This is a genomic window from Chitinibacter fontanus (assembly GCF_013423785.1).
In the GTDB taxonomy this organism is placed as follows: Bacteria; Pseudomonadota; Gammaproteobacteria; order Burkholderiales; family Chitinibacteraceae; genus Chitinibacter; species Chitinibacter fontanus.
Genome location: NZ_CP058952.1, coordinates 2,862,898 through 2,888,736 on the forward strand (window position 1 = coordinate 2,862,898; position 25,839 = coordinate 2,888,736).

Annotated in this window: 27 protein-coding genes; 16 read left to right on the plus strand and 11 right to left on the minus strand. The window is 51.2% G+C overall.

Annotation, left to right across the window (positions count from 1 at the left end):
- The gene (locus HZU75_RS13705) at nt 1-3,084 is read right to left on the minus strand and encodes a glycoside hydrolase 5 family protein (protein ID WP_180306575.1); all 3,084 of its coding nucleotides are present in this window, start codon (nt 3,082-3,084) and stop codon (nt 1-3) included.
- Nucleotides 3,085-3,369: 285 nt separating this feature from the next.
- On the opposite strand from HZU75_RS13705, the gene HZU75_RS13710 reads away from it, so the two are divergent.
- Complete coding sequence (locus tag HZU75_RS13710; RefSeq protein ID WP_180306576.1) at nt 3,370-3,885, plus strand: hypothetical protein; 516 nt, start codon at nt 3,370-3,372, stop codon at nt 3,883-3,885.
- 49 nt (nt 3,886-3,934) lie between these two features.
- On the opposite strand, the gene HZU75_RS17475 is transcribed toward HZU75_RS13710, so the two are convergent.
- From HZU75_RS17475 to HZU75_RS13730, 5 genes are all read right to left on the minus strand, one after another.
- Nucleotides 3,935-4,162, minus strand: coding sequence for a hypothetical protein (locus HZU75_RS17475; RefSeq protein WP_228028068.1), 228 nt, complete (start codon nt 4,160-4,162; stop codon nt 3,935-3,937).
- Nucleotides 4,159-5,172 carry an organoarsenical effux MFS transporter ArsJ gene (gene arsJ, locus HZU75_RS13715; RefSeq protein WP_228028069.1) on the minus strand — a complete coding sequence of 338 codons (1,014 nt, stop codon included), beginning with the start codon at nt 5,170-5,172 and terminating at the stop codon, nt 4,159-4,161. Before arsJ ends, HZU75_RS17475 begins: the two co-directional genes overlap by 4 nt.
- Nucleotides 5,173-5,529: 357 nt before the next feature.
- Nucleotides 5,530-5,949, minus strand: a complete 420-nt coding sequence (locus HZU75_RS13720) for an SRPBCC family protein (RefSeq protein ID WP_180306577.1) — start codon at nt 5,947-5,949, stop codon at nt 5,530-5,532.
- A gap of 205 nt (nt 5,950-6,154) precedes the next feature.
- Nucleotides 6,155-7,162 (minus strand): ArsJ-associated glyceraldehyde-3-phosphate dehydrogenase, encoded by a 1,008-nt coding sequence (locus HZU75_RS13725; RefSeq protein ID WP_180306578.1) that lies wholly within the window; start codon nt 7,160-7,162, stop codon nt 6,155-6,157.
- Complete coding sequence (locus HZU75_RS13730; protein WP_180306579.1) at nt 7,159-7,665, minus strand: arsenate reductase ArsC; 507 nt, start codon at nt 7,663-7,665, stop codon at nt 7,159-7,161. Before HZU75_RS13730 ends, HZU75_RS13725 begins: the two co-directional genes overlap by 4 nt.
- Before the next feature lie 79 nt (nt 7,666-7,744).
- Here HZU75_RS13730 and HZU75_RS13735 point away from each other — a divergent pair, with 79 nt between their 5' ends.
- The 3 genes from HZU75_RS13735 (at nt 7,745) to HZU75_RS13745 (ending at nt 10,985) form a co-directional block, all read left to right on the plus strand.
- Entirely contained in the window at nt 7,745-8,125 is a 381-nt protein-coding gene (locus HZU75_RS13735) for an ArsR/SmtB family transcription factor (RefSeq protein WP_180306580.1), read from the plus strand.
- A gap of 210 nt (nt 8,126-8,335) precedes the next feature.
- Nucleotides 8,336-10,135 (plus strand): sulfatase family protein, encoded by a 1,800-nt coding sequence (locus tag HZU75_RS13740; protein WP_228028070.1) that lies wholly within the window; start codon nt 8,336-8,338, stop codon nt 10,133-10,135.
- Nucleotides 10,136-10,172: 37 nt separating this feature from the next.
- Nucleotides 10,173-10,985: a porin family protein gene (locus HZU75_RS13745; RefSeq protein ID WP_228028071.1), complete on the plus strand. Its 813-nt coding sequence runs from the start codon at nt 10,173-10,175 to the stop codon at nt 10,983-10,985.
- A gap of 29 nt (nt 10,986-11,014) precedes the next feature.
- On the opposite strand, the gene HZU75_RS13750 is transcribed toward HZU75_RS13745, so the two are convergent.
- Together HZU75_RS13750 and HZU75_RS13755 are read right to left on the minus strand one after the other, a co-directional pair.
- Nucleotides 11,015-11,713: a TetR/AcrR family transcriptional regulator gene (locus HZU75_RS13750; protein WP_180306581.1), complete on the minus strand. Its 699-nt coding sequence runs from the start codon at nt 11,711-11,713 to the stop codon at nt 11,015-11,017.
- Nucleotides 11,714-11,885: 172 nt separating this feature from the next.
- Complete coding sequence (locus HZU75_RS13755; protein ID WP_180306582.1) at nt 11,886-12,785, minus strand: LysR family transcriptional regulator; 900 nt, start codon at nt 12,783-12,785, stop codon at nt 11,886-11,888.
- 128 nt (nt 12,786-12,913) lie between these two features.
- Here HZU75_RS13755 and HZU75_RS13760 point away from each other — a divergent pair, with 128 nt between their 5' ends.
- The 9 genes from HZU75_RS13760 to HZU75_RS13800 all read left to right on the plus strand — a co-directional run bounded on the left by HZU75_RS13760 (nt 12,914) and on the right by HZU75_RS13800 (nt 17,983).
- Entirely contained in the window at nt 12,914-13,450 is a 537-nt protein-coding gene (locus HZU75_RS13760; RefSeq protein ID WP_180306583.1) for a carboxymuconolactone decarboxylase family protein, read from the plus strand.
- Between the two features lie 327 nt (nt 13,451-13,777).
- On the plus strand, nt 13,778-14,227 hold the full coding sequence (locus HZU75_RS13765; RefSeq protein ID WP_180306584.1) for a hypothetical protein: 450 nt from the start codon (nt 13,778-13,780) through the stop codon (nt 14,225-14,227).
- A gap of 9 nt (nt 14,228-14,236) precedes the next feature.
- Entirely contained in the window at nt 14,237-14,728 is a 492-nt protein-coding gene (locus HZU75_RS13770) for a P-loop nucleotide/nucleoside kinase family protein (protein WP_180306585.1), read from the plus strand.
- A gap of 244 nt (nt 14,729-14,972) precedes the next feature.
- The gene (locus HZU75_RS13775) at nt 14,973-15,476 is read left to right on the plus strand and encodes a YHS domain-containing (seleno)protein (protein WP_180306586.1); all 504 of its coding nucleotides are present in this window, start codon (nt 14,973-14,975) and stop codon (nt 15,474-15,476) included.
- A 77-nt stretch (nt 15,477-15,553) separates the two neighbouring features.
- Nucleotides 15,554-15,811 (plus strand): glutaredoxin 3, encoded by a 258-nt coding sequence (grxC, locus tag HZU75_RS13780; RefSeq protein ID WP_180306587.1) that lies wholly within the window; start codon nt 15,554-15,556, stop codon nt 15,809-15,811.
- A 37-nt stretch (nt 15,812-15,848) separates the two neighbouring features.
- The gene (locus HZU75_RS13785; RefSeq protein WP_180306588.1) at nt 15,849-16,097 is read left to right on the plus strand and encodes a BufA1 family periplasmic bufferin-type metallophore; all 249 of its coding nucleotides are present in this window, start codon (nt 15,849-15,851) and stop codon (nt 16,095-16,097) included.
- Nucleotides 16,098-16,225: 128 nt separating this feature from the next.
- Nucleotides 16,226-16,675, plus strand: a complete 450-nt coding sequence (locus HZU75_RS13790) for a DoxX family protein (protein ID WP_180306589.1) — start codon at nt 16,226-16,228, stop codon at nt 16,673-16,675.
- Between the two features lie 11 nt (nt 16,676-16,686).
- Nucleotides 16,687-17,181: a peroxiredoxin family protein gene (locus HZU75_RS13795; RefSeq protein WP_180306590.1), complete on the plus strand. Its 495-nt coding sequence runs from the start codon at nt 16,687-16,689 to the stop codon at nt 17,179-17,181.
- A gap of 265 nt (nt 17,182-17,446) precedes the next feature.
- Nucleotides 17,447-17,983, plus strand: a complete 537-nt coding sequence (locus HZU75_RS13800; RefSeq protein WP_180306591.1) for an RBBP9/YdeN family alpha/beta hydrolase — start codon at nt 17,447-17,449, stop codon at nt 17,981-17,983.
- A 359-nt stretch (nt 17,984-18,342) separates the two neighbouring features.
- On the opposite strand, the gene HZU75_RS13805 is transcribed toward HZU75_RS13800, so the two are convergent.
- On the minus strand, nt 18,343-21,777 hold the full coding sequence (locus HZU75_RS13805; RefSeq protein WP_228028279.1) for an EAL domain-containing protein: 3,435 nt from the start codon (nt 21,775-21,777) through the stop codon (nt 18,343-18,345).
- 387 nt (nt 21,778-22,164) lie between these two features.
- Here HZU75_RS13805 and HZU75_RS13810 point away from each other — a divergent pair, with 387 nt between their 5' ends.
- The 3 genes from HZU75_RS13810 (at nt 22,165) to HZU75_RS13820 (ending at nt 24,816) form a co-directional block, all read left to right on the plus strand.
- A complete protein-coding gene (locus tag HZU75_RS13810; protein WP_180306593.1) occupies nt 22,165-22,893 on the plus strand; it encodes a hypothetical protein in 729 nt (242 codons plus the stop codon).
- Nucleotides 22,894-22,987: 94 nt separating this feature from the next.
- A complete protein-coding gene (locus HZU75_RS13815) occupies nt 22,988-23,530 on the plus strand; it encodes an NADPH-dependent FMN reductase (protein WP_180306594.1) in 543 nt (180 codons plus the stop codon).
- 224 nt (nt 23,531-23,754) lie between these two features.
- A complete protein-coding gene (locus HZU75_RS13820) occupies nt 23,755-24,816 on the plus strand; it encodes a hypothetical protein (RefSeq protein WP_180306595.1) in 1,062 nt (353 codons plus the stop codon).
- 118 nt (nt 24,817-24,934) lie between these two features.
- On the opposite strand, the gene HZU75_RS13825 is transcribed toward HZU75_RS13820, so the two are convergent.
- Together HZU75_RS13825 and HZU75_RS13830 are read right to left on the minus strand one after the other, a co-directional pair.
- The gene (locus HZU75_RS13825) at nt 24,935-25,207 is read right to left on the minus strand and encodes a TfoX/Sxy family DNA transformation protein (RefSeq protein ID WP_228028072.1); all 273 of its coding nucleotides are present in this window, start codon (nt 25,205-25,207) and stop codon (nt 24,935-24,937) included.
- A gap of 80 nt (nt 25,208-25,287) precedes the next feature.
- Nucleotides 25,288-25,836, minus strand: a complete 549-nt coding sequence (locus HZU75_RS13830; RefSeq protein ID WP_180306596.1) for a carboxymuconolactone decarboxylase family protein — start codon at nt 25,834-25,836, stop codon at nt 25,288-25,290.
- Nucleotides 25,837-25,839: the final 3 nt, after the last annotated feature.

Here is a 25,839-nt window from a genome sequence, read left to right on the forward strand (position 1 = left end):
TCACTCCACTGGGTGTTGCCACAGACTATGAATAACCGCGCCGTGCACGTTGGTCAGCCACAGGCGGGCGCGGCCGGCGGGTAACTGAGTTTGGTAGCGCTGCTGTGTGCGCGTGTCTTGCCATGCAATGGTTTGGCTAAGCTGGCTTTCATTGACGGCAATCCATAGCGTATGCGCGGCAAAATGCTGGGCTTGTAAAAACACCCCGATCGGGGCCGCTCCCAGCCATTGCCAGTCTGGCGTGACTTGGGCCAGTTGCAGTGCGTGCTGGTACAGCGCCAGTAATGGCTCGGGACGCGCGTTATGCTCCAGCGGCAATGGACACCAGATGATTTGCCCACGCCCAACTGCGATACGCTGTACGTGCACGCCTTCGGCCGCCGCGCCGCAACCGGTATCGAGCCGCGCAATACATTCGCCGCCAAAGCTGGCGCGATAGCTTTGCCCTGCGATGTCGATTTGCTCTTCGCGGCTCAGATTGCGAGTTTGTGCTTGCGCAAGCTCTGGCCGTGGGCAGGCGCGGAAATATTGATCCAGCGTGGCCGGGCCAGTCAGCAATACGTTGATCGGCTGCTCGGCCAGCAATTGGGTCAGTGCTTGCCAGCTCTCTGGCGCAATATTTTGCGGCGCAGGCCAAATAATCAGCTTGGGCGGTGCGGCATGCAGATGGCTTAAATCCTGATCGCTGACCGCGCGCAGATTGTGGCCCAGTTCAAAGCCGAATTGGCGCACCAGATTTTGCGTTGCCTCGAGCGTGCTGCGGCGATTGCTGTAATCATTATTAAATGGGTATATGACTGCAATCTCTGGTAGAGAACGCTCTTGCAGATATACCCCTGTCTTGGCAAAGAAATCACCAAAGGCGGCGGTGATCGCGGCTTCTGGTTTTTGCGAGCCATCGGCGCGGCAGGCGCCAATATGCGACTCGTTCAGATTATCCATGTGATAGTTGCAATTCCAGATCCAGTGCACCGCGCCGGCATTGCCATAGCTGTAGGCGTAGGCATATTTGCGCTCGAGCAACTGCATCAGCTCGGCCTCGCTGCGGCGTGAGCGGCCATCGGCGCGCTCGACGTGCATAATGCCGGTTTCTTGCACCAGATTCGGTCGCTGTGGCGTCTTGCTAAACAGGCTATCCCACGCCAGCGCGTCGTTCAGCCACCAGCTATGCACGCTAGTGTAATCCACCACATCGGCATAGAAAAACGGGTGAGGGCGCTGCTGCCCCAGCGCTTCATCCTGCCCGACGCACACCATCGCTTGCGGTGCGATTTGCCGGATGCTGCTGGCCAGATCGGCCGCCCATGCGCGATGGGCAGCTTGGGTAAATAGTGCGTAATCGAGCCAAATGCCATGCTGTTTGGGGCGGATTTCGGTGGTGTTCATGCCAATGTCGTCGGGCTGCGGTGCGCGTACGGCCGACCAGTCGGGCAGCTGGCTGGGGCTCAAATCCCACGCGGATTGCCAGTGGCGAATATCGGCGTTAATGCCTTGCAGATAGGCGACAAAAGCGCGGGTTTCATCCGCATCGCCCAAGCTGCGCGGGCCGACAAAAATGCGAGCCGGATCGAACAGAGAAGGCTCGTTGATCAAATCCCAGTGCACGCGTTTGGTGTCGATATGGCGTGCAACAATGCTGCGAATAAAGCGCTTTTGCGCGGCGCGGCTACGCGGGTCGAGATAGGGGTTTTGGCCTTCCCAAGCCTCGGGCGTAAAGGCAAAAAAGGTAAAGCAGCATTCCAGATCAAGGCTAGCGGCGGTATGGATAAAGGCATCAATCGCGCGCAGCAAGGCTTCTTGTGCGTGGCCATCGACAAACATCAATTGTCGCCAAGCGCTCCAGATGCCGGTGCGAATGTAGTTCACGCCCATCGTTTTGAGCGTGGCCATATCTTGCTGCCACAGCGCCACATTGGGTAGCTGCAAAAATTTGCGATGCACATCGCTGGCCATATAGGTCATGCCAACAATCGGCATGATCTCGCCATCGCGTTCAAAATAATCGCGCCCGGCGCGCAGCTGGCTGCCGCGCGCGAGCAAAGCCTGATCACGCCCCCAAAAGCCCTGCTGCAAAGTTTGGCTGTCGCCAAAGTCATTGCTCAGCTCGACCGTGATGCTGTAGCGGCCAGCTTGAATCGGCGTGGGTAGGGTAAAGCGCAGCGATTGAATACCGCCACCATGGGTATCAAGCTGAACGCTATTTTGATAGATCGCTTTGGCGATATACCCATCTTGAGTATGGTGGTGCACAGTGACGTCGGCTTGCCATATGGCGGCTTGCGCCGCGCCCAGTGCTTCGGCTTGCAAGGTGAGCGTGGCCATTTCGCCCGGCTCGTAGCAGGCAAAATCGGGCTTGAGCCACCATTCGGTCACACCACACAGCGCATGGCGGGCCAGTTGCAACAGCATCGCCATCCCGCCGTGCTGCCAAAACGCGGCGTTGGGCGTTAGATTGACAAAAATCTGCCGCGACCCGGCCATCTCGCCGCGCAAACGCTCGATCATTACCACCGGGCTGGCGCTGTGTTGCGCCGCTAAATCAAGCTGTGGATGCGCTTGCTGGCACTGCAGCAGGCTATAAATGCGCGCATCCATTGGCCCGGCCGAGCCGGAGTCTTGCGGCTGATCTTTGTGTTTGGTCGGCATCAGCACAAAGCTATCGGTTTGCCGGATATTGGCGGCGTTAAAGCACGCCAGATGTTCGCTCAGCCAATTAAATGGGTGGCCCGCGGCCAACTGATAGTCCGCACCGAGCGCCACGGTTTGGATTTCCTGAATATCCAGCTGACGAAACAGCGCCGCACGCGGCTGGCGGTGGCCGTCTTCATCCACCGGCGCACTAAAGGCCTGTTCACCCAAGCTGACTAAATGCCCGCCGCGCGCCAGAAAGCGCTGCAGGGCAGGCCACGCCGTGCGCGGGAAATAACGGCCATGCAGGTGCAGCAATACGGCAGGGTTAGGGAGTGAATCTAGTGCGCTGGCTAGCTGCACGGCAGTGCATTGTTTGTGCTCAGTAGGCAGGGGGGGAAGTTGTGCGCCTGCAGAGGGAAATGATTCATCAAAAAAAACCAGCACTGCCATCATGATCACCTTGGGGTTGAAATGATGTTTAGCTAAATGAATAAATAACTAAACATTGGCTGTAGTTTGCGCCAGCGAACTACATGATGGCAAGCGTAAAAGCGCTCGCTGTAGTGCCAACTATTTACCTTGCAGTCATGCGCAATGGAAAAACCGCTAAAAATAAAGCGCTTACGGCGTGTTTGTTGCAGTGTCGTGGACGGTACAGGTGACGCAAGTCAATAGTGATGCTTGGTGAATCATGGCACACTAGACTGAAGGACGAATTCCACTACAAGGAGCGGAGTCATGACAGTAATGGGTACACATTGGGTTACGGTTGATGCAAAGTTTGCCCGCACGGCGATCTTGGCGGTGCTGGATTATGAAATTGAACATTTTGATGCGAATGCCGTTTCATTCCCGGAAGAGCTAGCGCTGTGTGCAGTTGAAGCGGCCAATGCCGTCGCTCAGAATGATCCAGATAAAGTAGAAGCCATTGTGTTGTTTCTAAAGCAGGGCACACCAACTGGTTTTAAACGTAATCGAGATGAATTGGTCGCGTTGCGCCAAGCGATCGCCGATGATGCCAATGCCCATTATCAATTGGAATACAACCCAGAATGGCTGCAATTGAGTCATGGTTCGGCCTTTGGCACAGCTGCGCTCAAGGAATTGCGGGCAGCCAATACCATCGAAATTACCAATGTGATGACAATCCACAGCCATTGGGATTTGCCTGAAACCTATAGCACGATTTTGTATCAGCATCGTGATAAACCCGAAGTGCTACGCATTTTGGGCAATTTCGCGACCGCAGAATAAACCAAAATTAGTAAGGCATAAAAAACCGCAGCACTGCTGCGGTTTTTTATTACCTGAGATTTGTGCGGACCGCGCTTCGATGCAGAGGCAAGCCCAGTGAAATGAGTGCAGCTAGTGCAATAAATAGGACGGAAATCCACAAACACGCGGCCAAGCCCGCCACTTGAAACACCCAGCCCGACAACACCGTGCCGATCAGCCGCCCCATCGCGTTCGCCATATAATAAAAACCCACGTCGAGCGACGCGCCGTCTTCCTTGGCGTAACTCACAATCAAATAACTGTGCAACGATGAATTAATAGCAAACAACACGCCAAACAGCAACAAGCCCCCACCAGTATCAACTCAAGACTAAGATCAGATTTAATCCCCAGAGCAATACCCGCAGTTAACACGCACAAAGGCAAAGCCCAGCCCACCGCCGCACGGCCATCGGGCACTTTGCCGGTTTTTTTGCCGGTCAGGTACGGTGCGAGCGACTGCACGATGCCGTAGCCGATCACCCAGCAAGCAAAGAAGCTGCCCACCGCCCAATCCGCCCAGCCCAAAGTCGTCGCCATAAACACCGGCAGCGCCACGACAAACCACACATCGCGCGCGCCGAACAAAAACAACCGTGCCGCCGACAGCACATTCACTGCTCGGCTAGTCGAAAACACCTCGCCAAACTTGGGCTTATTTTTCGCCTTGCCCAAATCGGCCTTCAAACTTAGCAAACTAGCCACCCACACCACCAGCAGCACCAGCGCCATCGCCCACATCGCCCCCGCAAAACCCAAGCTGGCGAGCAGGATGCCGCCAAGAAAAAAGCCCACGCCTTTGAGTGCGTTTTTCGAGCCAGTGAGCAGCGCCACCCATTGATACAGCTTGCCTTCGGCTGCGGCACTACCGGCTGGAATCAGCGCTTTTACACTGCTCTTCGCGCTCATTTTATTCAGATCTTTCGCGATCCCCGACAGCGCCTGCGCCGCCATCACCCACGGCACCGACAGCATTGCGCTCGGCACAGTCAGCGCCAGCAGCGCAATCACCTGCAAACCAAGGCCGATATTCATCGTTTTATTCAAGCCAATCCGCGCGCCGAGCCAGCCACCTACCAGATTAGTGACAACACCAAACACTTCGTAAAACAGGAATAACAAAGCGATATTGAGCGGCGAAAACCCGAGCTGATGAAAATGCAGCACGATCAGCATCCGCAGAGCACCATCAGTCAGCGTGAAGGCCCAGTAGTTGCCAGTGATGATCAGGTATTGGCGGATTTGAGGAGAGAAGTTAGCGAGCATACTCAATCATCTGGTTTTTATTTTTCGTATGCGGACAATCCGCAATGAACACAACACCTGCCATCACCGCACGTTGCAAATCGATGCTTCAGGGAGAAATAGTTTTTACACCGAGGGCACTTAAATGCTCTGATTTGAATGTATGCGTAGGTATAAGTAACAACAAAAGAAAAGAAAACGGTCGGCACAATAAGGACAATCAAGTCCGACTCAATGACAGCCGCTATGTTCGGCAACACAAGCGCACTGAGCAGGGTTGCTGGTAGCACACAGAGCAATGAAACCATTCCGATACGATTCCAAAATCTCAATCGAGATAACAACTCATAGAATGGTTTCATTTTCAATGACCGCAGGTTAATTATTGTGCGCCAACTCAGCAGCCACATAACTCGCAAAGCGATTGAGAATCGCTTGCCAACCGGCACGCTGTTGCTCAGCAGGGAACACGTTTTCCGCATCAAAGGTCTCACGCACCAGCACGCCATCAGTAGTGGTGATAAATTCAACCTGCAAACTGCGATCACCAAATTGGCACTCGATTAATTCATGCTCAACGATCTTGGTGTACGTACCGGCAAAATCAAACCCCATGCTGCCGTCTTTGGCCTCCATACGCGATGAAAAAGCGCCACCCACTTGCAAATCAACACTGGCCGACGTGGTGTGCCAATCATCCGACGCTGCATTCCATTGCATAATCGCTGCGGGCGTAATCCATGCGCGCCACACCGTTTCGATCGGCGCTGCGACTTTGGCTTCAACGGTAATTTTCATTTCATTTCCCTTTGTGTTTTCTTAGATTCATGCAACGAGCAATCAAATCTATTAGTTTCGATTAGCGTAGCTTAATCGCGACTTTTCGAACCCTAATCGATGGGCGATTTCGCTCCACGAGGCGTGCCTTATGACGCAAATGGCCATGGATATATCATCTCCAGCCTTATTTAAAAAGGGATAAGAGGATATACCCATCAATTTGCTACTGATCTGCCAATCCCACCTGCCGTACCAACTCGGCAGTTCGGTTCACATAACCCCACTCATTGTCATACCAAGCGTACAGTTTCAACTGCGTGCCGTTGATCACCATCGTCGATAGCGCGTCGATGATGCTTGAGCGTGCGTCGCCGCGGTAGTCGATCGACACCAGCGGGCGCTCTTCATAGCCCAAGATGTCTTTCAAATAGGTTTCCGACGCGGCTTTCAGTAGGCCGTTGACTTCTTCCACCGTGGTCGCACGTTCGAGCTCGAACACGCAATCGGTCAGCGAGGCGTTGGTCAGTGGCACGCGTACCGCATGGCCGTTCAGGCGGCCTTTCAGTTCGGGGAAAATTTCGGTGATTGCGGTGGCCGAGCCCGTCGAAGTCGGGATCAAACTCGTGCCGCACGAACGCGCGCGGCGCAGGTCTTTGTGCGGGGCGTCGATGATGGTTTGGGTATTGGTCAGATCGTGAATCGTCGTCATGCTGCCATGGCGAATGCCGAGCTGCTCGTGGATCACTTTCACCACCGGCGCGAGGCAATTGGTCGTGCAGCTCGCCGCCGTAACGATGCGATGGAGCGCAGGGTCGAACAGCTGATGATTCACGCCGACCACGACATTGAGCACGCCCGGCTCTTTAACTGGCGCGGTGACAACGACCCGTTTCACGCCTTGGTCGAGGTAAGCTTGCAGCAGCGCCGTGGTGCGCATTTTGCCCGAGGCTTCGATCACCACATCACAGCCAGACCAGTCGGTATCGCCAATCGCAGTGTTGCGCGTGGTTTTGATACGTGAGTTACTAATGATGATCTCATCGCCCTCTGCACTGGCTTCGTGTGCAAAGCGGCCGTGAATCGAGTCGAAATTGAGCAAATGCGCCAAAGTGGCAGCATCGCCCGCCGGATCGTTGATCTGTACAAATTCAATTTCCGGCCAACCCCACGCTGCGCGTAGTGTGAGGCGACCCATGCGGCCAAAACCATTAATGCCGACTTTAATACTCATAGTGTTTCCTTGCGTGGGCTAAGCCCGATGTCAGTGAGATGCTGTTTCAGTGCCAGTTGATCGAGTTTTTCAAATGGCAATGCAATCAGTAGATCCAGCCGATGTCGCAAAATGGCTAGGGTGTGATTAAAACTGTGCTGTTGTGCTTCTGCGTCACCCGTCAAGCCGGGATGTTCAATATTCCAATGAGCCAAGGTCGGGATGCCTGGCCAAGCTGGGCAAACTTCACCGGCAGCACGGTCGCACAGAGTGAAGACCAAATCCATTTCTGGGGCGGTGGGCTTGGTGAATTCATGCCAGTTTTTGCTGTACAAACCATGAGCGTCAATCTGCGCATGTGCTAGTGCGGCTAGTGCCATCGGGTGAATTTGCCCGCTGGGTTGGCTACCAGCGCTATAGGCTTTAAAGCGCCCACGGCCAATGTGATTGAGTAGGGCTTCAGCCATCTGGCTGCGAGCAGCATTTTCGGTGCAGATGAACAGCACATTGTAATAATCTTTCATCAATTGCCTGTTTGACTGGATAGGACAAGATGGTAATCATACTAATTCAATATTTCAATAATTGTTGTATAGTTGGCCAATGGAAAAATTGATTGCAACCCGTGTTTTTGAAACGTTGTCTTCTGCTGTTCGGCTCGATGTGTATCGATTGCTGGTGCGGCAGGGGAGTGCTGGCCTTGTGGCTGGTGAAATTGCTGCAGCGCTGGCGCTGCCTGCGAGCAATTTATCGTTTCACCTTAAATCTATGGTGCATTCTGGTGTGCTGATGGTGGCGCAGGAAGGGCGCTATATGCGGTATCGAGCCAATTTGGCCTTGATGCGTGATCTGATTACTTATTTAACAGCAGAGTGCTGTGATGGCAATTTAGCGCAATGCCCGGAATTGCTCGCCCAAACCAATGATGAGCCTGCTAGCGGTTTGTCGGCATGTTGTTCGATTATGAAAGCAGAGGGTGCATAGGTAAGTACTGTCTTATTTGACTAAGTTGTAGCAAAAAATCTCCTTAGGTCGGGTGTTGAATTCATCAGGTTGTAGATGATTGAACAAAGTGTCATTATGAAAAAGCTATTTAGTTAGCAAACTAATAATAATGATATTGACTTCAATCGACGCACATAGAGTGACTTGTTGGCCACGCGTTAACAAGCGAAGTGAACACCCTGGAGAAACATGATGAGCAGCTCAAATAAAGAAAACCCTAACAGCACACCTGAAATCTCACGTCGCAGTTTTTTGACCTTAACGAGCGCGGTGGCTGCAGCTACCGCTGTTGATGCTGTTCCGGGTATATCGCCCGCACAACAGGCGCAAGCTGCACCGTTGAAAAAAAAGGCGGCCAGCGGTCAGCAACCGAATATTTTGTTTGTGTTTACCGATCAAGAGCGCTACTTGAAAGATATGCCACGCGGGTTTCGATTGCCGGCGCATGAACGGCTGCAAAAGGCGGGCATTACTTTCCACAATCATTATTGCCCAGCGGTGATGTGTACTAGCTCGCGCTCGGTACTGATGACTGGCCTACAAACCGCCGACAACAAGATGTTTGAAAACGCCGACATGAAATATGTCAAAGCGTTGTCGACTGAAGTGCCAACCGTGGGTCATATGCTGCGCAAAGCGGGCTATTACACCGCCTACAAAGGTAAATGGCATTTGAATGCAGAGTTCGATCAGGAAACGCCGGACAAACTCTTTACCAAAGAAATGGATGAATACGGCTTTTCCGATTTCGTCTGGCCCGGTGATGTATTGGCGCATACGCTGGGCGGCTATAAGCATGACCAGATGATCGCGGGTAGCGCAGTGGCGTGGCTACGCGACAAAGGTCAAAGCCTGAATGCTGAACAAAAACCGTGGGCTTTGTTTGTTAGCTTGGTCAACCCACATGACATTATGTATTTCAATACCGATTTGCCTGATGAACAGGTGCAAGATAATGGGCAGTTGATGATGCATGCAGCGCGAGCACCTGATCATGCTACTTATCAGCGTAAATGGCAGTTCAAGTTACCGAGTAATTGGCAGCAACCGTTTGATGCAGCAGGGCGCCCAGCAGCGCATGGCGAATTTGATCGTTGCTGGGGCTATACGCTGGGGCGGATTCCGGCCGAGCCGCAGCGTTGGCAGCGGTTTAATGATTTCTACTACAACTCGCTGCAGATGGTTGACCAGCAGTTGGGAATCTTGCTCGACGAGCTGGCCGCACTCAATCTGGATGACAACACCATTATCGTGTTTACGTCCGACCATGGTGAAATGGGTGGCGCACACGGTTTGCGTGGCAAAGGGCCGATGCCGTACCAGGAAGTGATTCACCTGCCTTTGTATATTGTGCATCCGCAGGTCAAAGGTGGGCAGCACTGTAAGGCCTTGACCGGGCATATCGATCTTGTGCCCAGCTTGCTGAGCATGGCTGGGGTTACTGGACCACAGGCTGCCGAATACGCCGGTCGCCAGCTGCCGGGCAAAGATATTTCGGCATTATTTAAGCAGCCAAGCAAAGCGGGTTTGCACGCGATTCGCGAGTCCGTGCTATTTACCTATAGTGGCTTGGCTACTAACGATAGTGAGTTGATCCGGCAAATTGCGGCAGCAGTAGCGCAAAAAACCGACCCGATGACCGCGCTCAAAGCCACTGGCTATCAGCCTAATTTTAAAAAACGGGGTAGTGTACGTACTGTGTTTGATGGTCGTTACAAATTCACCCGCTATTTCTCACCGTTAGAGCGTAATACGCCGCAAACACTGGACGAGATTTATCAGTGGAACGATGTTGAGCTGTACGATCTGCAGCAAGATCCGCAGGAAATGCACAATTTGGCGCCCAAAAAAGGCCAGCATGCCGAGTTGGTGCTGCAGATGAATGCCAAGCTCAATGCGGTGATTCAAGCTGAATTTGGCGCCGATGATGGGCGTGAAATGCCAGACTTCAAAGGAATTGAATGGCAAATTGATCGGATCGATTTGTGATTGCAATTACAAACTGCCGCTTTTTTGAGGTCACAGTATGAAAAAAAATCAAAGTACTGGGTTTGTGGGCAAACTAGCCGCATCCACTGCGCTACTGGCATTGATTTGTATGTCTAGTAGCCCAGTGGGGGCGGCAGAAGAGGCCGAACAAGTGCAGGCATGGCAGTACGAGCTAACCCCCTATCTTTGGGCTACCAAAATGAATGGCCAAGTGGCAGCTGGCAATCTGCCAACTACCAATGTCGATATGCAGTTTTCCGATATTCTGGAGAATTTGGACTTTGGCCTGATGTTAGCCTTTGAGGCTCGCAAGCAACGTTGGGCCGTGCTGCTCGATGGGATGTATATGAAGGTATCTGATTCAGCGACGAGCCGTTTACCCGGTTCGAATCTGGATCTGTCGGCGGATGTCCGAATTAAGCAGTCAATGCTTGCTGCTGCTCTAGCCTATCGTGTGTTTGATGAGCCGGGAAAAACAGCTTTAGACGTGATTGGTGGCCTGCGCTACAACAAAATTGATGTTAATACTCAGATCGATGCACAGCTGTTAGGTCTGAGTGGTCGCGTTAATCGTGCCGGAAACAAGGGCTGGCTTGACCCCTATTTGGGTGTGCGCGTCATTCAACCATTGAATGATAAGTGGCAGCTTGACGCTAGTTTCGATTTAGGCGGTTTTGGCTTAGGCTCGGATTACGCGGTGCAGGTGCAGACGGGGGTATCGTATGCATATTCAGATACGAGTACAGTAAAAATCGGCTATCGGTATATGAAGATGGACTATTCAGATGGCGACTTTGCTTACAATATGGCCAATGATGGTTTATATGCAGGCATTGGCTTGCGGTTCTAGTGACTGTACTTGCTCTTAAGGTAAAGTAATCAGTCTGCTAGCAGGCTTAAAATGCTCGTTCTGGGCAAAGTCGGCACGATGATTGCCGTAGTTGCCAACTCTTGTGATGCAAGAGTTGGCACTCCCAGTGCCCTTAAAATTCCCGCGGTAAGTGCCAAAGCATAATTCATACCCAGATCCTGCCGTGCTAATTGGTGAAAGGCCATTTGCAGTGGCCCCAGCAATAAATCAATGGCCAGTGGCAACGATAGCGGAGCAAAACTACCATCTTCTATTCCTGCTATTAAGTCGCGGGGCACAATTTGATTGACCAAGGTGCCATGCCGTAGGGCGTTGACCCCGCCACGATCCAAGAAGCGCGCTAATTTTGGATGTATCCGCGCCAGCGCAAGCACTGTATTCAGACCACAAGCGACGCGTGCAGCTGCCCCGGTTTTTTGCAGTACAAATGGGTCTACTAAGCGCAGAATTTCATCACTCACTTCACTGGCGACGGCAATATACAAAGCCTCATCGGTGGAAAAATGATTATAAAAAGTCCCTCGCGCAACACCTGCCCGTTGAATAATTTGCCCAATGACCGCGTTTTCCAGCCCTTGTTCAGCAAAAACCTGAACTGCCTCACGCAGTAAAATTGAGCGCGTTCGCTCGCGACGCAAGGCTGCCACGCGCTGGCGGTGATCACTGACGGTGCTAGTTATGTTGCTGTTTTCTTGGGAGGGATGCATGGTGGGGATAAAAATCTCTTTGCAATTAGCCGATCGCTGCGCCGTTCTCTAAATGAGTCAGAACAATGACATACTGTGCTTAAATATTGTCGCTAGAGCAATCCGTGTTTTCCAATACCGTGTCGCTTTTGTTGCCATATCCTCACCTTCTGCTTGTGTAGTTTGGCGTAGTTCAATTTAAAGCTGAATTTTCCTTCAGTGCCTGCGCCATAAAATCGACAAAGGCGCGAATTTTAGCCGAGCCGTGGCGACCTTCGCGGTGAACGATATGAATTGGCAGTGGTTTAGCTTCAAACTCACCGAGCACCGTTTTTAATTCGCCACGCTGTAAATGCTCCGCGACCTGATAGGACATCAGCCGCGTAATCCCGCCGCCGTTCCGTACCGCCGAAATCGCGCCGTCGTTGCTGGTGACGGTAATGCGCGGTTTGATGCGCACGACTTTGCTGTGCTCATCGTCGCCAAATTTCCACTCCACTGTGGGGCTGATGCTGCTGGCGGCGACGATTTGGTGATTGAGCAAATCCTGTGGCGTTTGCGGGATGCCGTATTGCGCCAGATAATCGGGCGAGGCACACAGCACGCGCCGCACTTGACCCACCCGTATTGCCCGCATTGTGCTGTCTGGCAAGGCGCCGATGCGGATACCCACGTCCACACCTTCTTCCAGCATATTCACCACCCGGTCGAGAAACATCGCCGATACATCGACATCCGGGTAGCGCTGCAAAAATTTCACGACCTGCGGCATCACATACAGCTGGCCAAACAGCACCGGCGCGGTGATGGTGAGATGCCCGCGTGGCTCGGCGTTAATGCCGGCGGCCACTTCGTCGGCTTCTTGCACCTCGGCCAGAATCCGCCGCGCATCGTCCAGATAGCGCTGGCCAGCATCGGTCACGCGCACATAGCGCGTGGTGCGGTTCAGTAACTTCACACCTAAATCTTCTTCCAGCGCGGCCACGGCGCGCGTGACTGCGGGTGGCGACATCGCCAGCTTGCGCGCCGCAGCGGCAAAGCTCTCGGTTTCGGCCACCGCCACATACACGCTCATCTGATGAAAACGATCCATGGTTTATTCCATTTTTAGCAACAATCTATTGTCTGGTATATGGATTCTTCTTTCAAGTGGAGATCGGCACAATGCACTCATTCGCTCAATACCGAGCGAAACAACGTAACCCAAACAAGGAAAACACCATGAGCCGCATTAACGTCATCACTACTGAAACTGCTACCGCTGAACAACAAGCCTTGTTTGACGCGATCCACGCCCAACTGGGTATTGTGCCGAACTTTTTGAAAGTGTTTGCCAACTCACCGGCTGCACTGCGCGCCTTCCTCGGCCTGCACGGTATTGCTAAAGAAGGCAGCCTAGATCTGCAAACCCGCGAGCGTATCGCCTTGGCCTTGGCACAGCAAAACTCGTGCGAATACTGCCTGTCAGCACACACGGCCATAGGTAAAGGTGCTGGCTTGAATGGCGATGAAATCGCCGCCAACCGCGCCGGCTCTAGCCAAGATGCCAAAGCCGCGATTGCTGTGAAACTGGCGCGCTCGCTGGCTGAGCATAAAGGCGAAATCACCACCGCCGAGCTAATCGAAGCGCGCAACGCCGGTTTTAGCGATGCCGACATCGTCGAGATCATCACCCACGTCGGGATGAATTTGCTCACGAATATTTTGGGCAAAGCCAGCCGTTTGGAAATTGATTTCCCGAAAGTAACTTTGGCTTAATTCATCACATTCGTCACCCATCAAAAAGCCGCGCCCACTTGAGGCGCGGCTTTTTATTTAATATAAAACATGGGTATATAAATGTAAGCATTATTTATAGGTGCTCATAGAGCAATACCTGCCACGGTATTTTGTGCCCAATCCAAACCGAGTTGCGCTCAAGCACAAACGCGGCTTTCTTTTGCGCGCAAAACTGATTAACATACGCGCTGGGTTGACTGGACGCCCAACTCGCGAAAGTGCAAGCACCAGTTTAATCCCGCAAGCCCTTTGCTTGCATACCCTCCGTAAGCCATAGCGAGAATGCTTACCAAATTTGGAGTTGGTATGCCGTCTATTCCTCAAGAGCCTAGCTCAATTCAATTTTATTTACGCCAAGCGCGCCTTTTGCAACGCGCTGTTGAATCTACCTCACCGTCGATTGCCTTGCCGGTTTTGCGCCGCCTGCTTCAAGCTGGCGTGATGGGGCAAACCCCGCTGCCGCAATTATTTCGCACGCGCTCACAATTACAGCGCAAACACTTTTTACTGCTATTGGCCGTGGAAGCGGGTTTTCCGAGTTGGGAACTGATGCGTCCGGCTTTGGCGCACATGCCCGCCGATGACATCGCCGCGCAGCAATATCTGGCGAGCGGTTCGGCGCAATTAAAGCTCTGGTTTCGCGATACCGAATCGGCCGCGCAGTATGTCGCCGAGCATGGCGGGAAGGTGATCAGCCTTGGCCAGCAAGCGATTGTCGCCGATGCCGAGGCCATTGCATCGTGCGCTCGCACTTGAGAGGGCCGCATGAATATTCACTTTGTATTTGGCCCGCAAGGCGCAGGCAAATCGGCGTATGCACAGCAATTGGCGAACAAGCTGGGCGGTTTGTACTTCTCTATTGATGCCTGGATGCAAACGCTGTACGGCGCTGATTTGCCCACGCCACTCGATTTAAACTGGGTGCTGGCGCGGGTGAGCCGCTGCGAAAATCAAATCTGGGCAATGGTTCGCCAACACGTGCAATTAGGCGGTGTAGCCGTGCTGGATTTGGGCTTACTAAAGCACCGTCAGCGCTTGCACTTTCAGAGCTTGGCTGCGCAGTGTGATTGCCCAGTGCAATGGCATTTTATCGATGCACCGCTGGCCATTCGCCGCCAGCGGGTGATCGAGCGCAATCAGCAACGCGGTGAAACCTATGCTTTTACGGTGACCACGACGATGTTTGACGTGATGGAAGCGCAATTTGAACGCCCTGACGAGCAGCAATTAGTCGATGCTATTCAAATCACTACTTAACTAAGCCACGATTCACTCAATACGCCGCTACCTATATTGGGTAGCGGCTTTTTTATTGCCCCAATTCACTGATCTGTATTGACCTTTGCCATTGCTAGTTCGGCGTGTTTTGCGGTTCTATTATTGTTAAAAACGGAATAGTTTATTCTGTTTTGTGGTAATTCTTGTTTTGTTTGGCTTTGGGCACAATGCATTCATTCGCTGGCAACGCAGCGAAACACCCCAAACTCAACAGGAAAACATCATGACTAATTTCTCTTTGCGCCGCACTGTTTTAGCTTCCGCCATCCTCGCCGCAGTAACCATGATTGGCGTTTTACCCAGCACTGCGATGGCGTATGACGAAGCATCGACTGCCGCAGTGAATATCGACGAACAAGGCGTTGGCCTGAAAGGTTTTGATCCGGTCGCCTACTTCACCGCCAAAGCGCCGACACTCGGTAACGCCGCCTACAGCGCGCAATACGATGGCGTGACTTACCACTTCGCATCGAAAGCCAATCTGAACAAATTCAATGCCAACCCAGCGCATTACGCGCCGCAGTTTGGTGGCTTCTGCGCGATGGGCGTGGCGCTGGATAAAAAGCTCGACGGTGATCCGCAAGTGTGGAAAGTCGTCGGCGGCAAGCTGTACCTGAATGTGAATAAAGAAGTGCAGAAAAAATGGCTGGAAGACGTCGCGGGTAATCTGAAAAAAGCCAATATGGAATGGCCAAGCATCAAAGATAAAGCGCCAAAAGAGCTGTAAACCCATCAACACCTAAAAGGTATATCGCTACAACGCATATCAAGCAAAGCTTGTAGCGATATACCAAAGGATAAATCATGCCGACGATTACCATGTACAGCACGCGTAGCTGCCCATTTTGTGTGCAAGCCGAAAACCTGCTGGCACGCAAAGGGCTAGCGGTGAACAAGATTCTGGTCGATCAAAATCCGGATGAATTTGCCACGATGATCGCGCGTAGCGCGCGCCGCTCGGTACCGCAGATTTTTATTGGTGAGCAACATGTGGGCGGATTTACCGATCTGCTCGCGCTCGACCAATCTGGCCAGTTGCCACAATGGCTGGCGCAAGGCTAAATCCGACCGCCGATTGGCTTTACTTCTGGAGTTCAGCATGACCCCAACGCACATTATTTTAGCCAGCGCGGTTGCCGCCGCGCTGACACTGGCCAGCCAAACCACGCTGGCAGCCGACCCAACGAAGGAAAAATGCTTTGGTGTTGCCAAAGCAGGGAGCAACGATTGCGCCGCCAACGGCCACGCCTGCGCCGGCATGGCCAAAAAAGACCGTGATGGCAAAGAATGGAAACTCGTCGCCAAAGGTACTTGCCTGAATTTGCAAGGCTCGCTCACGCCGCAGTAGTCATTCATCGCGGTCTCTCTTCCTCTGCCCCTTTGCCGTTACCGCTAAAGGGGATTTTTTTCGCCTGCGCTGTCAGAACGACACGCTGGCAGCGACTAAACACTAACCAATCTGTGTAGAGACTCACCATGTTGCCGATTCTTACCCGGCTTAGTGCCACCAAACCGCTCGATGCCCTTGCCCCACTCGCCGATTTGCTGCTGCGGCTGTACATCGGCCAAGTGTTTTTTCTGTCGGGCCTGACCAAAATCAGCGACTGGAGCAGCACCATCGCGCTATTTACCGACGAATACCACGTTCCGCTACTGTCGCCGCAGCTCGCCGCGCTGGCGGGCACGGTGGGCGAATTGGCGCTGCCGGTCTTGCTCGTTTTGGGGCTGTTCACCCGCCTTTCAGCCCTAGGCCTGTTCGCGCTGAATTTGCTCGCCGTGCTGTCCTACTACCACGTCCTGAAAGACATTCCCGCCGCGCTGCAAGATCACCTCGAATGGGGCTTGATGTTGCTGGTGCTGCTTGCTGTGCCGGTGCAACGCTGGGCGCTCGATCGCCTGCTGTTTCGCCAAACTCATACTGAATAAAAGGAATTGAGATGCAAAAAATCTGGCTGGCCTTGGTATGTAGCGCCCTGTTGTACGGAACTGCCCACTCAGCGCCCATGCTGCAGGGTAAAGACGTCGTTAGCGGCAAGGCCGTGAATCTGGCTCAGGTGCGCGGCAAAGATCAAACCGTATTGCTGGTGTTTTTTAAGGCTGGTTGCAATACCTGTGTGTACAACTTCAAACTGATCCGCGAATTTTATAAAGCGAACAAAGCCAGCCATTTTGGCGTGATCGGCGTTGGGCTGGACAGCAAGGCGGAACTCTTTCGCAGCTACGCCGAGCTAGTGCGAGCCACCACACCGAAAAACGAGCAATTCCCGCTACTGTGGCGGCCCGATCTGGCTCAGCAGGATAGCTTTGGCGACATGAACAACGATTCCACGGTCTTTGTTATCGGCAAAAGCGGCGAAATCACGCTTAAACGCGAAGGCGTGATCAAAGATGCGGACTGGGATGACATCTGGACGTCGTTGCAAAATAATTAGGCGAAATTGGCCTAATTTTGCCGCAATGCCAAATACATCGATTTGCACGTTGATTTTGAATTAAGGGGTATCTTTATCAAGATCAATATCCAATTTGATCGCAGATAGATACCTATGTGAGTATGTATTGCAGTAGCAGGAAAACAGCACACGATCGGAGTACAAGCGCATTACAATGCTTGACCTACTGTAGTGGCAGATGTTGGCAAAACAGTCACTCGGGCTACACGTTAATCATTCATTGCACAATGAAAGTGGAGAACAAATGAATTTCCTCATTTTGCCGGGGATTGGCGATTCAGATCAAAGCCATTGGCAGACCCAATGGGAGCAATCGAGCCCAAATTTTAGCCGCGTCATCCAAGACGATTGGACTAATCCGGATTGCCAACAATGGATGGCGCGCTTAGAAGAAGCCATTCTGCAAAGCGGCCCCGATACGATATTAGTTGCGCATAGTTTGGGCTGTTTATTGGTATCGCACTGGGCCGCATCAAGCTCATTACCGATCAAGGGCGCGCTACTGGTTGCGCCACCTGATCCGATGGCTGAGGTTTTTCCCGTTGAGGCGCGGAGTTTTAGCGATTTTCCGAGAAGGGCGCTTAATTTCAAAAGCATGTTAATCGCCAGCGCAAATGATCCCTATGCACAGATTGAGTTTTCAAAGCAGTGCGCCAGCGATTGGGACAGTCAATTTATCTGTATTGGCGACGCAGAGCATATCAATGGCAGTAGCAATTTGGGCGAGTGGGTAGTAGGAAAAGCAATGCTGCAGCAATTGCTGGAACAAATTAAAGCCTAAGTCGCAATAGCTACAGGAAGGAAAGGGGCTCGCAGTGCGAGCCTTTGGTGCTATGCAGGCGAAAGTGGCAAAGCTTGGCCGACGAGCTAGCCGCTGTCTGCAAGGAGGAACGAGACCCAGAAACAGGCACCTAAGAGCATTACAATCATTGAAATGCTGCTGGCTGTTTTCTGCCAAGAGCGGAGACGGTCCGCCCCCATCTTGTATGCGTGCCTTACAGTATTGATACCTTGTATGACCATCTTCTAGGTACTTCCAGCACGAATACCTCTATTCGACCTACGAGCTCTGGAGTAATTTTGTTTCGATGCCCCAGCAAATCACCCCGTACGAAGTTGTTTGCTGCGTTAGACAATCAGCTAAGCTCGCTGTTTTTCCCATTCATTACACCAAATCGGGAACATATTGGCAGGCATCGGCTTGGCAATCCCGTATCCCTGCACTAAATGACAGCCTAATTGGCGCAGCAAGGCAATATGCTCCACGGTCTCTGCCCCTTCCGCAATTACTTGAAGTTTAAAGACTTTAGCTAATTGAATAACTCCTTGGACAATTCCAAAATCATCTGGATCAGTTAGCATGTCCCGCACAAAGCTTTGGTCAATTTTTAAGGTATCAATTGGCAATTTGCGTAAATATGTAAGAGAGGAATAACCAGTTCCAAAATCATCTAATGAGAACCGCACCCCCATCTCTTTGCATTGCTGTAATGTTTGAATCGCTTGTTGCATATCCCCAATCGCCATCGTTTCAAGTACTTCAAGTTCAAAGCTTGAACGAGGCACTTCTGGGTAACTAGATAATGCGGTTAGCAGGTTCGCAGCAAAGTCGCTTCTTAGCAGATGATTCGCACTGACATTGATACTGAGTTTTACATTGAGTCCACACTGAGCCCATTGAGTGGCCTGCTTCAACGCGGCATGAATAACCCATTCACCAAGGGCTTGCTCAAGCTTGCTGCCATAGACATGTGATAGAAAATCACCGGGAAATAACAACCCCAGTTCAGGGTGTTGCCACCGAATTAAAGCTTCGGCACCAACGACTTCACCGCTTAAAAGATCTACTTTCGGTTGGTAATGGAGCACGAATTCATCACGCGCCAGTGCCAAACCAATTAGTTCGAGAGCCCTCCGATGAATTTGTGATTGTCTTTCCGTCTCAGGATCAAACATCTGATAGCGATTACCACCGGCATCTTTGGCCAGATACATAGCCTGATCCGCATGTCTCAATAGGGTATCTGGATCGGCATGATCTTCAGGATACATGCATACACCGATACTAGCTGTGGTACGGACCTCTATTTCGGCAATTTGTATAATGCTATTGACGGCTACTAGTACTCGATCAAGAATTAAACTGCATTCTGTTGCAGAAGCAATTTCAGACAAAATCAATACAAATTCATCGCCCCCCATTCGTGCTAATGTGTCATCGACACGCAAAATTGCTTGTAGATTATTGGCAATTCCAACCAATAACTGATCCCCAATTGCATGTCCATAACGATCGTTTATTTCTTTAAAACCATCAAGATCTAGAAAACAAATTGCACAGGATTTTCCACTTCGTTCCGTACGATTTACGGAACGTTTCAGGCGATCTGACAAAAGTCGCCGATTTGGTAGTCCTGTTAATACGTCATAATGGGCAACCCGGTCTAGCTCGGCTTGGTGTGCCTTAAGCTGCGTAATATCGGTAAAAATACCTATATAGTATTGAATCTCTGCACGTGAATCTCGCACCACTGAAATTGAGATAGATTCAATATAAATTTCGCCATTTTTATGCCGATTACAGATTTCTCCACGCCAGAAATCTTGCTTATTTAATGAGTTCCACATTTCTTGATAAAACAATGCATCATGCTGACCTGATGACAATAATCGCGGAGATTGCCCAATGGCTTCTGCTGAGCTATACCCAGTTATCCTAGAAAATGCAGGGTTGACCTTGATGATTAGTCGATTAGCCCCCAATACCATGATGCCTTCATAACTGTTTTCAAAGACGACATTTGACTCAAGTAATGCCAGCTCATGATGTTTACGAGTAGAAATATCAGTGTGTGTGCCTGACATCATCCAAGGAGTACCATCGTTATGCCATGAAACTACTCGACCAGCTGTAAGCACCCAAAGCCAGTTACCTTGCTTGGTTTTGCATCTAATTTCTGCGACATGATTTGTCTGCTGCCCACTTAGATGGCGGTTAATCGATTCTTGAGCCACAACTAGATCATCTGGATGAACAATCTCAGACCATCGTTCGATTCGAACATCAAGCTCTCCGGGCATAAAACCGAGCATCGTTTCAAAGCGAGAGCTGACGTTAAATTCGTTGGTTAACAAGTTCCAATCCCAATACCCTTGATCTGAGCCCGTGATCACACGTTCTAACTGTTGTTCACGTTGCTCGAGTAATAGTTGGGCCTGTTTTTGCTCTGTAATATCTTGAACTGTGCCGTGAAAAGCGATGATTTCTCCATTGGAAGCAATCACTGGCTCCCCCCGGGCCGATATCCAGCGGAGCTCACCGCTAGCCCGCGAGAGCTGCGCTTCGCACTCATACGATTCAACCGTTGCCAATGCATGCTCTATGGTGGCGGATAATTTGATCCAACTATCATGAGTAAAATACTGACTAACTTCAGGGTATATTGCGGGTGGTAAGCTAAGATCACGGCCATAAATTCGGTAAATTTCATCAGACCAGTAATGGTGCCCTGTAGTTAAGTTCCACTCCCAGCTGCCGATATGGGCCAATTGCTGTGCTTGATTAAGTGCAGCTGTTCTATTAATGAGCTCTTGCTCAGAACGTTTCTGCTCACTTATATCTCGAGCAATCCCAAAGATGCCACAGACTTTACCGAAATCATCAAAAATAGGGCCTTTGGTCACCCCAAAGATCATTTCGCTACCACGCTTAGTAGTTATATGTTCTTCATGGGTTTGAACTGACGCTTTTGTAGCAACCACAGAATCTAATTCAGACAGCAATTGAGCTGTTTGTAAATCAAACAAATCTGCATCCGTTAGTCCAATTAGTTTATTAATCGGTGTATTCAGAATATCAGCACTTGCCTCATTAGCAAAAATGTACCGTCCTTTTATATCTTTTACAAAAATTGCATCGGATGTACTGTCGGCTATCGATTTTAACAAGCTCTTATTTTTAGTTAAATTTTCAGAAGTTCGCTGCAGCGCTTCACTGATCAAACTAACAACAACACCATTTATGATTAATAGAAGCCATTTTAACTGTTCAAATGCATCTGGGTAAGAAGCGCCTTGAGGTGATCTTATTAAGAAATATGAGCCAACTGCCGCGCAGAGTGTAGATAGTAGCCCAGGTCCAACCCCGCCAATTAAGGCACTAAGAGTAATTGGCAACATTAGCAAAATGAATAGTGACTTATTGGCAAAAGCAGAAGAGATTTCGTTGTATAAGTAAATAGCAATCAAGGTAATTAGGATTGAGAATAGGTAAGCTAAAGTTCGTTTGGATTTTTTTGTGGTAAAAATTGAATCTTCATTAAATTTATTGCTACTCGCATCTAGCTCAGGTACTGCCCGCAAAGTGAGTAAAAAACCAACAGCGGAGACAAATACAAAAAAAATCCCTTTAGTTGTCGATAAAGAAATTAATGCCTCATGGCTAACTACGGTACGCAGTAAGTCATCCGAGAGAAAAATCCATGCCATAGCAAAAATAATGTAATACGCTAAAGAACGATAAATATATCTTGCTCGATTGGTCATAGCCGCTTGATTCCAGATGAGGATATACATCACTCAGAATAGCTCAAAACAAAATTTAACGGTGACTTGTAGTAGCGCACTGAATTTGGCTCATTCACAAATGAGCGTGATTGACCACTTTGCCGAGGTGTTGATATAAGGGCTAGGAAAATGAAAGGCCGCTAATCATCAGGTTGCGGCCTTCATTACTCTTGCTTCAAGCCAGAGTTGTTCGGCCTTAGCGGTCACAGATGTCCTTCTGCCGCCACATCAGTCATCTTACTTTTGCGTCAGCTTGCGCGCAGGATGTCAATCAACCGTCAGCTGACGGTTGTCGGCCAGAACCGGAACTTCGGAGTTGCCTTCCAATTTGCATAGTGGCACGATGTTTATATGAACCTTCGCGTTGTTAAAGGATGAGGCTTATCCTGTGTTGAAATGCAAATCAGAACGACAGTCATTGCATTGATTCTATCGGTCGCACCAATATCGGGCTTGGCTGGCGAGTTGTACCGCTTGCGCGTAGATATTGATGGAGACGGAAAGCAGGAGGCTATTCAGGTTGCGACCTTCCCTGCTCGGGAAGAATGGCGCTCACGAGTTGTCGTGAAGATTGGCTCGGAGAAGTATTCCACTGAATTTTTCTCCGCGGAGTCCGATTTGCCAGACATCCGAGTAGTTTCCATTGACCGCCAACGCCCGCAGCGGCAACTCCTCCTCGGAACTCCAGAGGCAGGTACATGTATCTACCATCTGCTGGCGTATGCGGGGCACAAGCTTCTCCCGGTCCTGAATTTCGATTCAGGACCGGATTGCAAGGCTCCGCAACCGCTGGGGAACGGGCGAGTCAGCGTCTCCACTTGGCAAGGGTTCTGGGCGAAAGAGAATAGGTATCGGCTTAACAATGAGGGCACCGCTCTTGTTAAAGAACAGGCCGTTACGTACGATGTAGGAGCTGCTGGCGTGGTAGGTAAAACGTTTTCATTGCAAGATGCAGAGTGCCCCGCTAAGTGGATTCAGCCAGGCGCATTTGTGCGCGTAAAGCTCTACGACTCTGTTGGCGAGAGGTATCGCGTAGAGGATACTGATGGCAGTTGTGGCTGGATTCCTGCTGCTGACATGAACAGCATAGACAGCCTAATCAAAGAACTACCATGGGCGGGCTAGTCGAGAAGCCGAGGGCGTGTCCGCTTTCGAGCAATTCGGATGGCTCCTTTGGGTCGCAAACAGCCACTGACCTTTCTAAAATGAACCCCACATCATGACGCAATCAATCCATCTCATCGCCATTTCCGGCAGCTTGCGTGCGGCGTCGTGTAATACGGCTTTGCTGCGAGCGGTGAAAGCGCTTGCGCCGCACGAGATTCGGGTCACACTGTTTGAGCAGCTTGCCCAAGTGCCGCCGTTTAACCCCGATCTCGTTATTGAATCGGTGCCGCTGTTGGCGGACTTGCGCGACCAGATTATCGCCGCTGATGGTGTGCTGATCGCTAGCCCCGAGTACGCGCATGGTGTGAGTGGGGTGATGAAAAATCTGCTCGACTGGCTGGTCAATACCCCCGCGCTGGTGAATAAACCCGTCGCCACGCTGAATGCATCGCCGCGCGCGCAGCATGCTTTTGATGCCTTAAAAGAAACGCTAACGATGATGTCGGCGCAATGGCTGGAATCGGCGTCGATTACCGTGCCGGTCATTGGCGCTACGACGACGACCGAGGCGATTTTGCGAGATCCGCAGCTATGCGCCAACTTGCGCGCGGTGCTGGCGGTGTTTACCGACATACAGTGTGAAGTGGCCATCTGATTAATTATTTAGCACTGATACATCATGTGGTATATGGCTATAAATTAATCGATCAAATGCCTGTATCACCATACCCCTGATTTTTGTTTCAGAGTTGAGTTGCTAGAGATCTGGCACGGGCACACTAAATTGCGAAAAATGCAATAATCAATTGTATTTTGTGGTGATTCTTCTTTTTGGTGTGAGCAAGCACAATAACGTCATTGATCTGGATGGCTATTGTGATGACGCTACATACTCTAAACCTTACCCCGCACGGCCTTGGCGAGCGGGTGATGCCTTTGGCGCCCACGCTGACTTTGCGTAACGGCCAGCGCTGGGTAGCGCAGCATTATTTGCGCTATCAGCATACGGTCGAGAGCGTGTCGGCGCTGCTCGCGCAGATCGATTTTGATGCGCATACGCCGCTGTTTGCCGGGCAGGACGAGCAGGGTGTGTATGTGCAAGTGGGCTTAATCGGGCGCGAGAATTACGATCGTAGCAATACCCTACGAGTGCATAAGCTGGTGTACGGCAGAAAATGGCGGATTGATGCCGATACCCCGACTTCCGAGATTATCCAAACTGCTTTTCTGGCGATCAAAAAAGCGCGCGAGCACGAGGTGCGCGAGCTATTGACGGTGCGTAGCCGCGATGGCAAAACCAGCGCGGCGTTTAGTAATCATCATGATTTGCCCTTGCTGGCGCAGCAACGCGATCAGTTGCAAGCAGGCAATCATCGCGTCGCCACGCTGGATGTCGCCGCGGCGGTGCAGCATCAATTGGCGTCGCTGCGCTTTGCCCAACGCGCCATTGAGCTGGTGCAAGTGCTTGAGCTATCGGCTGGGCGCGTTTTAATTGATGTGCAGTTAGGTGCAGCGCCGCTGGCGCGTCAGCTCGAAGGCGATTTTCCCGAATTTGAACAACTGGCGTTGTGCGTGTTGCTGCCTGCGGCGCGCTTGCACGAGCTGCCGTATGCGCTAATGGATGCGCTGATTGAGCACAGTGATCGGCATGTGGATGAGACTTTCCGTTTTCGCGGCTTTGCGCGCTTTAGCCGCAGCAATCAAATTCAGGCCATTGCCGATTTATCGTTGCAAACGCGACCCTACGCGCATGATCTGGCCGATGTGCAGTTCGAGCAGATTTTCCGCGCCAATAATTACGAAGTTGATGCCAGCCGCGCACCGGCCTTGGGGGAGGGCGAGCTGGGGCGTAAAAACCGCCAATTAATCAATCAATATGAAAACTTGCTCGGCCATTTGCCGCGGGGGTATGAGCAAACGCACGAAACGAAAATGGCTTAAGCCGTGACGAACAATCGGGCTGGGCGTGGCATCGAAGTTTGCGTGGTTATGAAGGGTAATTTCATGGGTATATTGCGATAGAGTTTTAAATAATTATTTTTCAGCGATATACCTATCACTATTTTCTTCTTGGTGCCAAATCCATATCATCAAGCCGCAGCAAGATTTCGGTTTTGCGCTCTTGTTTGATTTGCTGCCACGGCAAATCTTCCTGCGCGCCAATCAGCGCGTACAGCATATTGAGTGAGATATTCGGCATGACTTGCTGCAGCTGCGCATACATATCGAACGCATCCGCTGCGCGCAGTTGTGCAGCGGTGGTGATGCCGATTTGTGCCAGCATGTCGCGGCTTTTGGGCCCTAGGCCTTTGAGTTGATCAAGCGTTTCCAATGTGCCTCCGCGCTACCCATGATTGGGTTTGTTTCAGCAAAGGATAGCCACACAGCATGCCGCATGGCTATCCTTTTTCTTTAGGCCGCCTGCCAGAGATCGGCTTTAAATACGTCGTCTAGCTTGGTATCGGTCATGCTGGTGGTGTAATTCGAGAGGATTTTTAAGCTAATCCCCAAAATGACGTCTAGCACCGTTTGCTGGCCATAACCTGCGCTGATGAATTTGGCGATTTCTTGCTGCGTAGGCCAGCCACGGTTTTCTACAACTTGGATGGTAAATTGGCGCAAGGCTTCGAGCTTGGTATTGGCAATTGGCGTGTTGTCGCGTAGCGCGGTAATGACCTCGGCAGGTACTGCGGCTTTAGCGATGGTGGTGTGCGCGGCCATGCAGTAGTCGCAGCGATTGAGCCGATTGGCCGTCATCATAATGATTTGCTTTTCGGTTTCGCTCAGATCGGTTTTATTAAAAATCTGCGTGAGCGTCAGATAGCCTTCCAGCAAGGCGGGTGATTCGGCCATATTGGCGAATAAATTAGGCACAAAACCATAGTTGGCTTTGGCGTTGCTCAGTAATGCGCGGCTGTGTTCTGGCGCTGTTTCGATGGTGTGGGTATGAAAGCGAGTCATTTT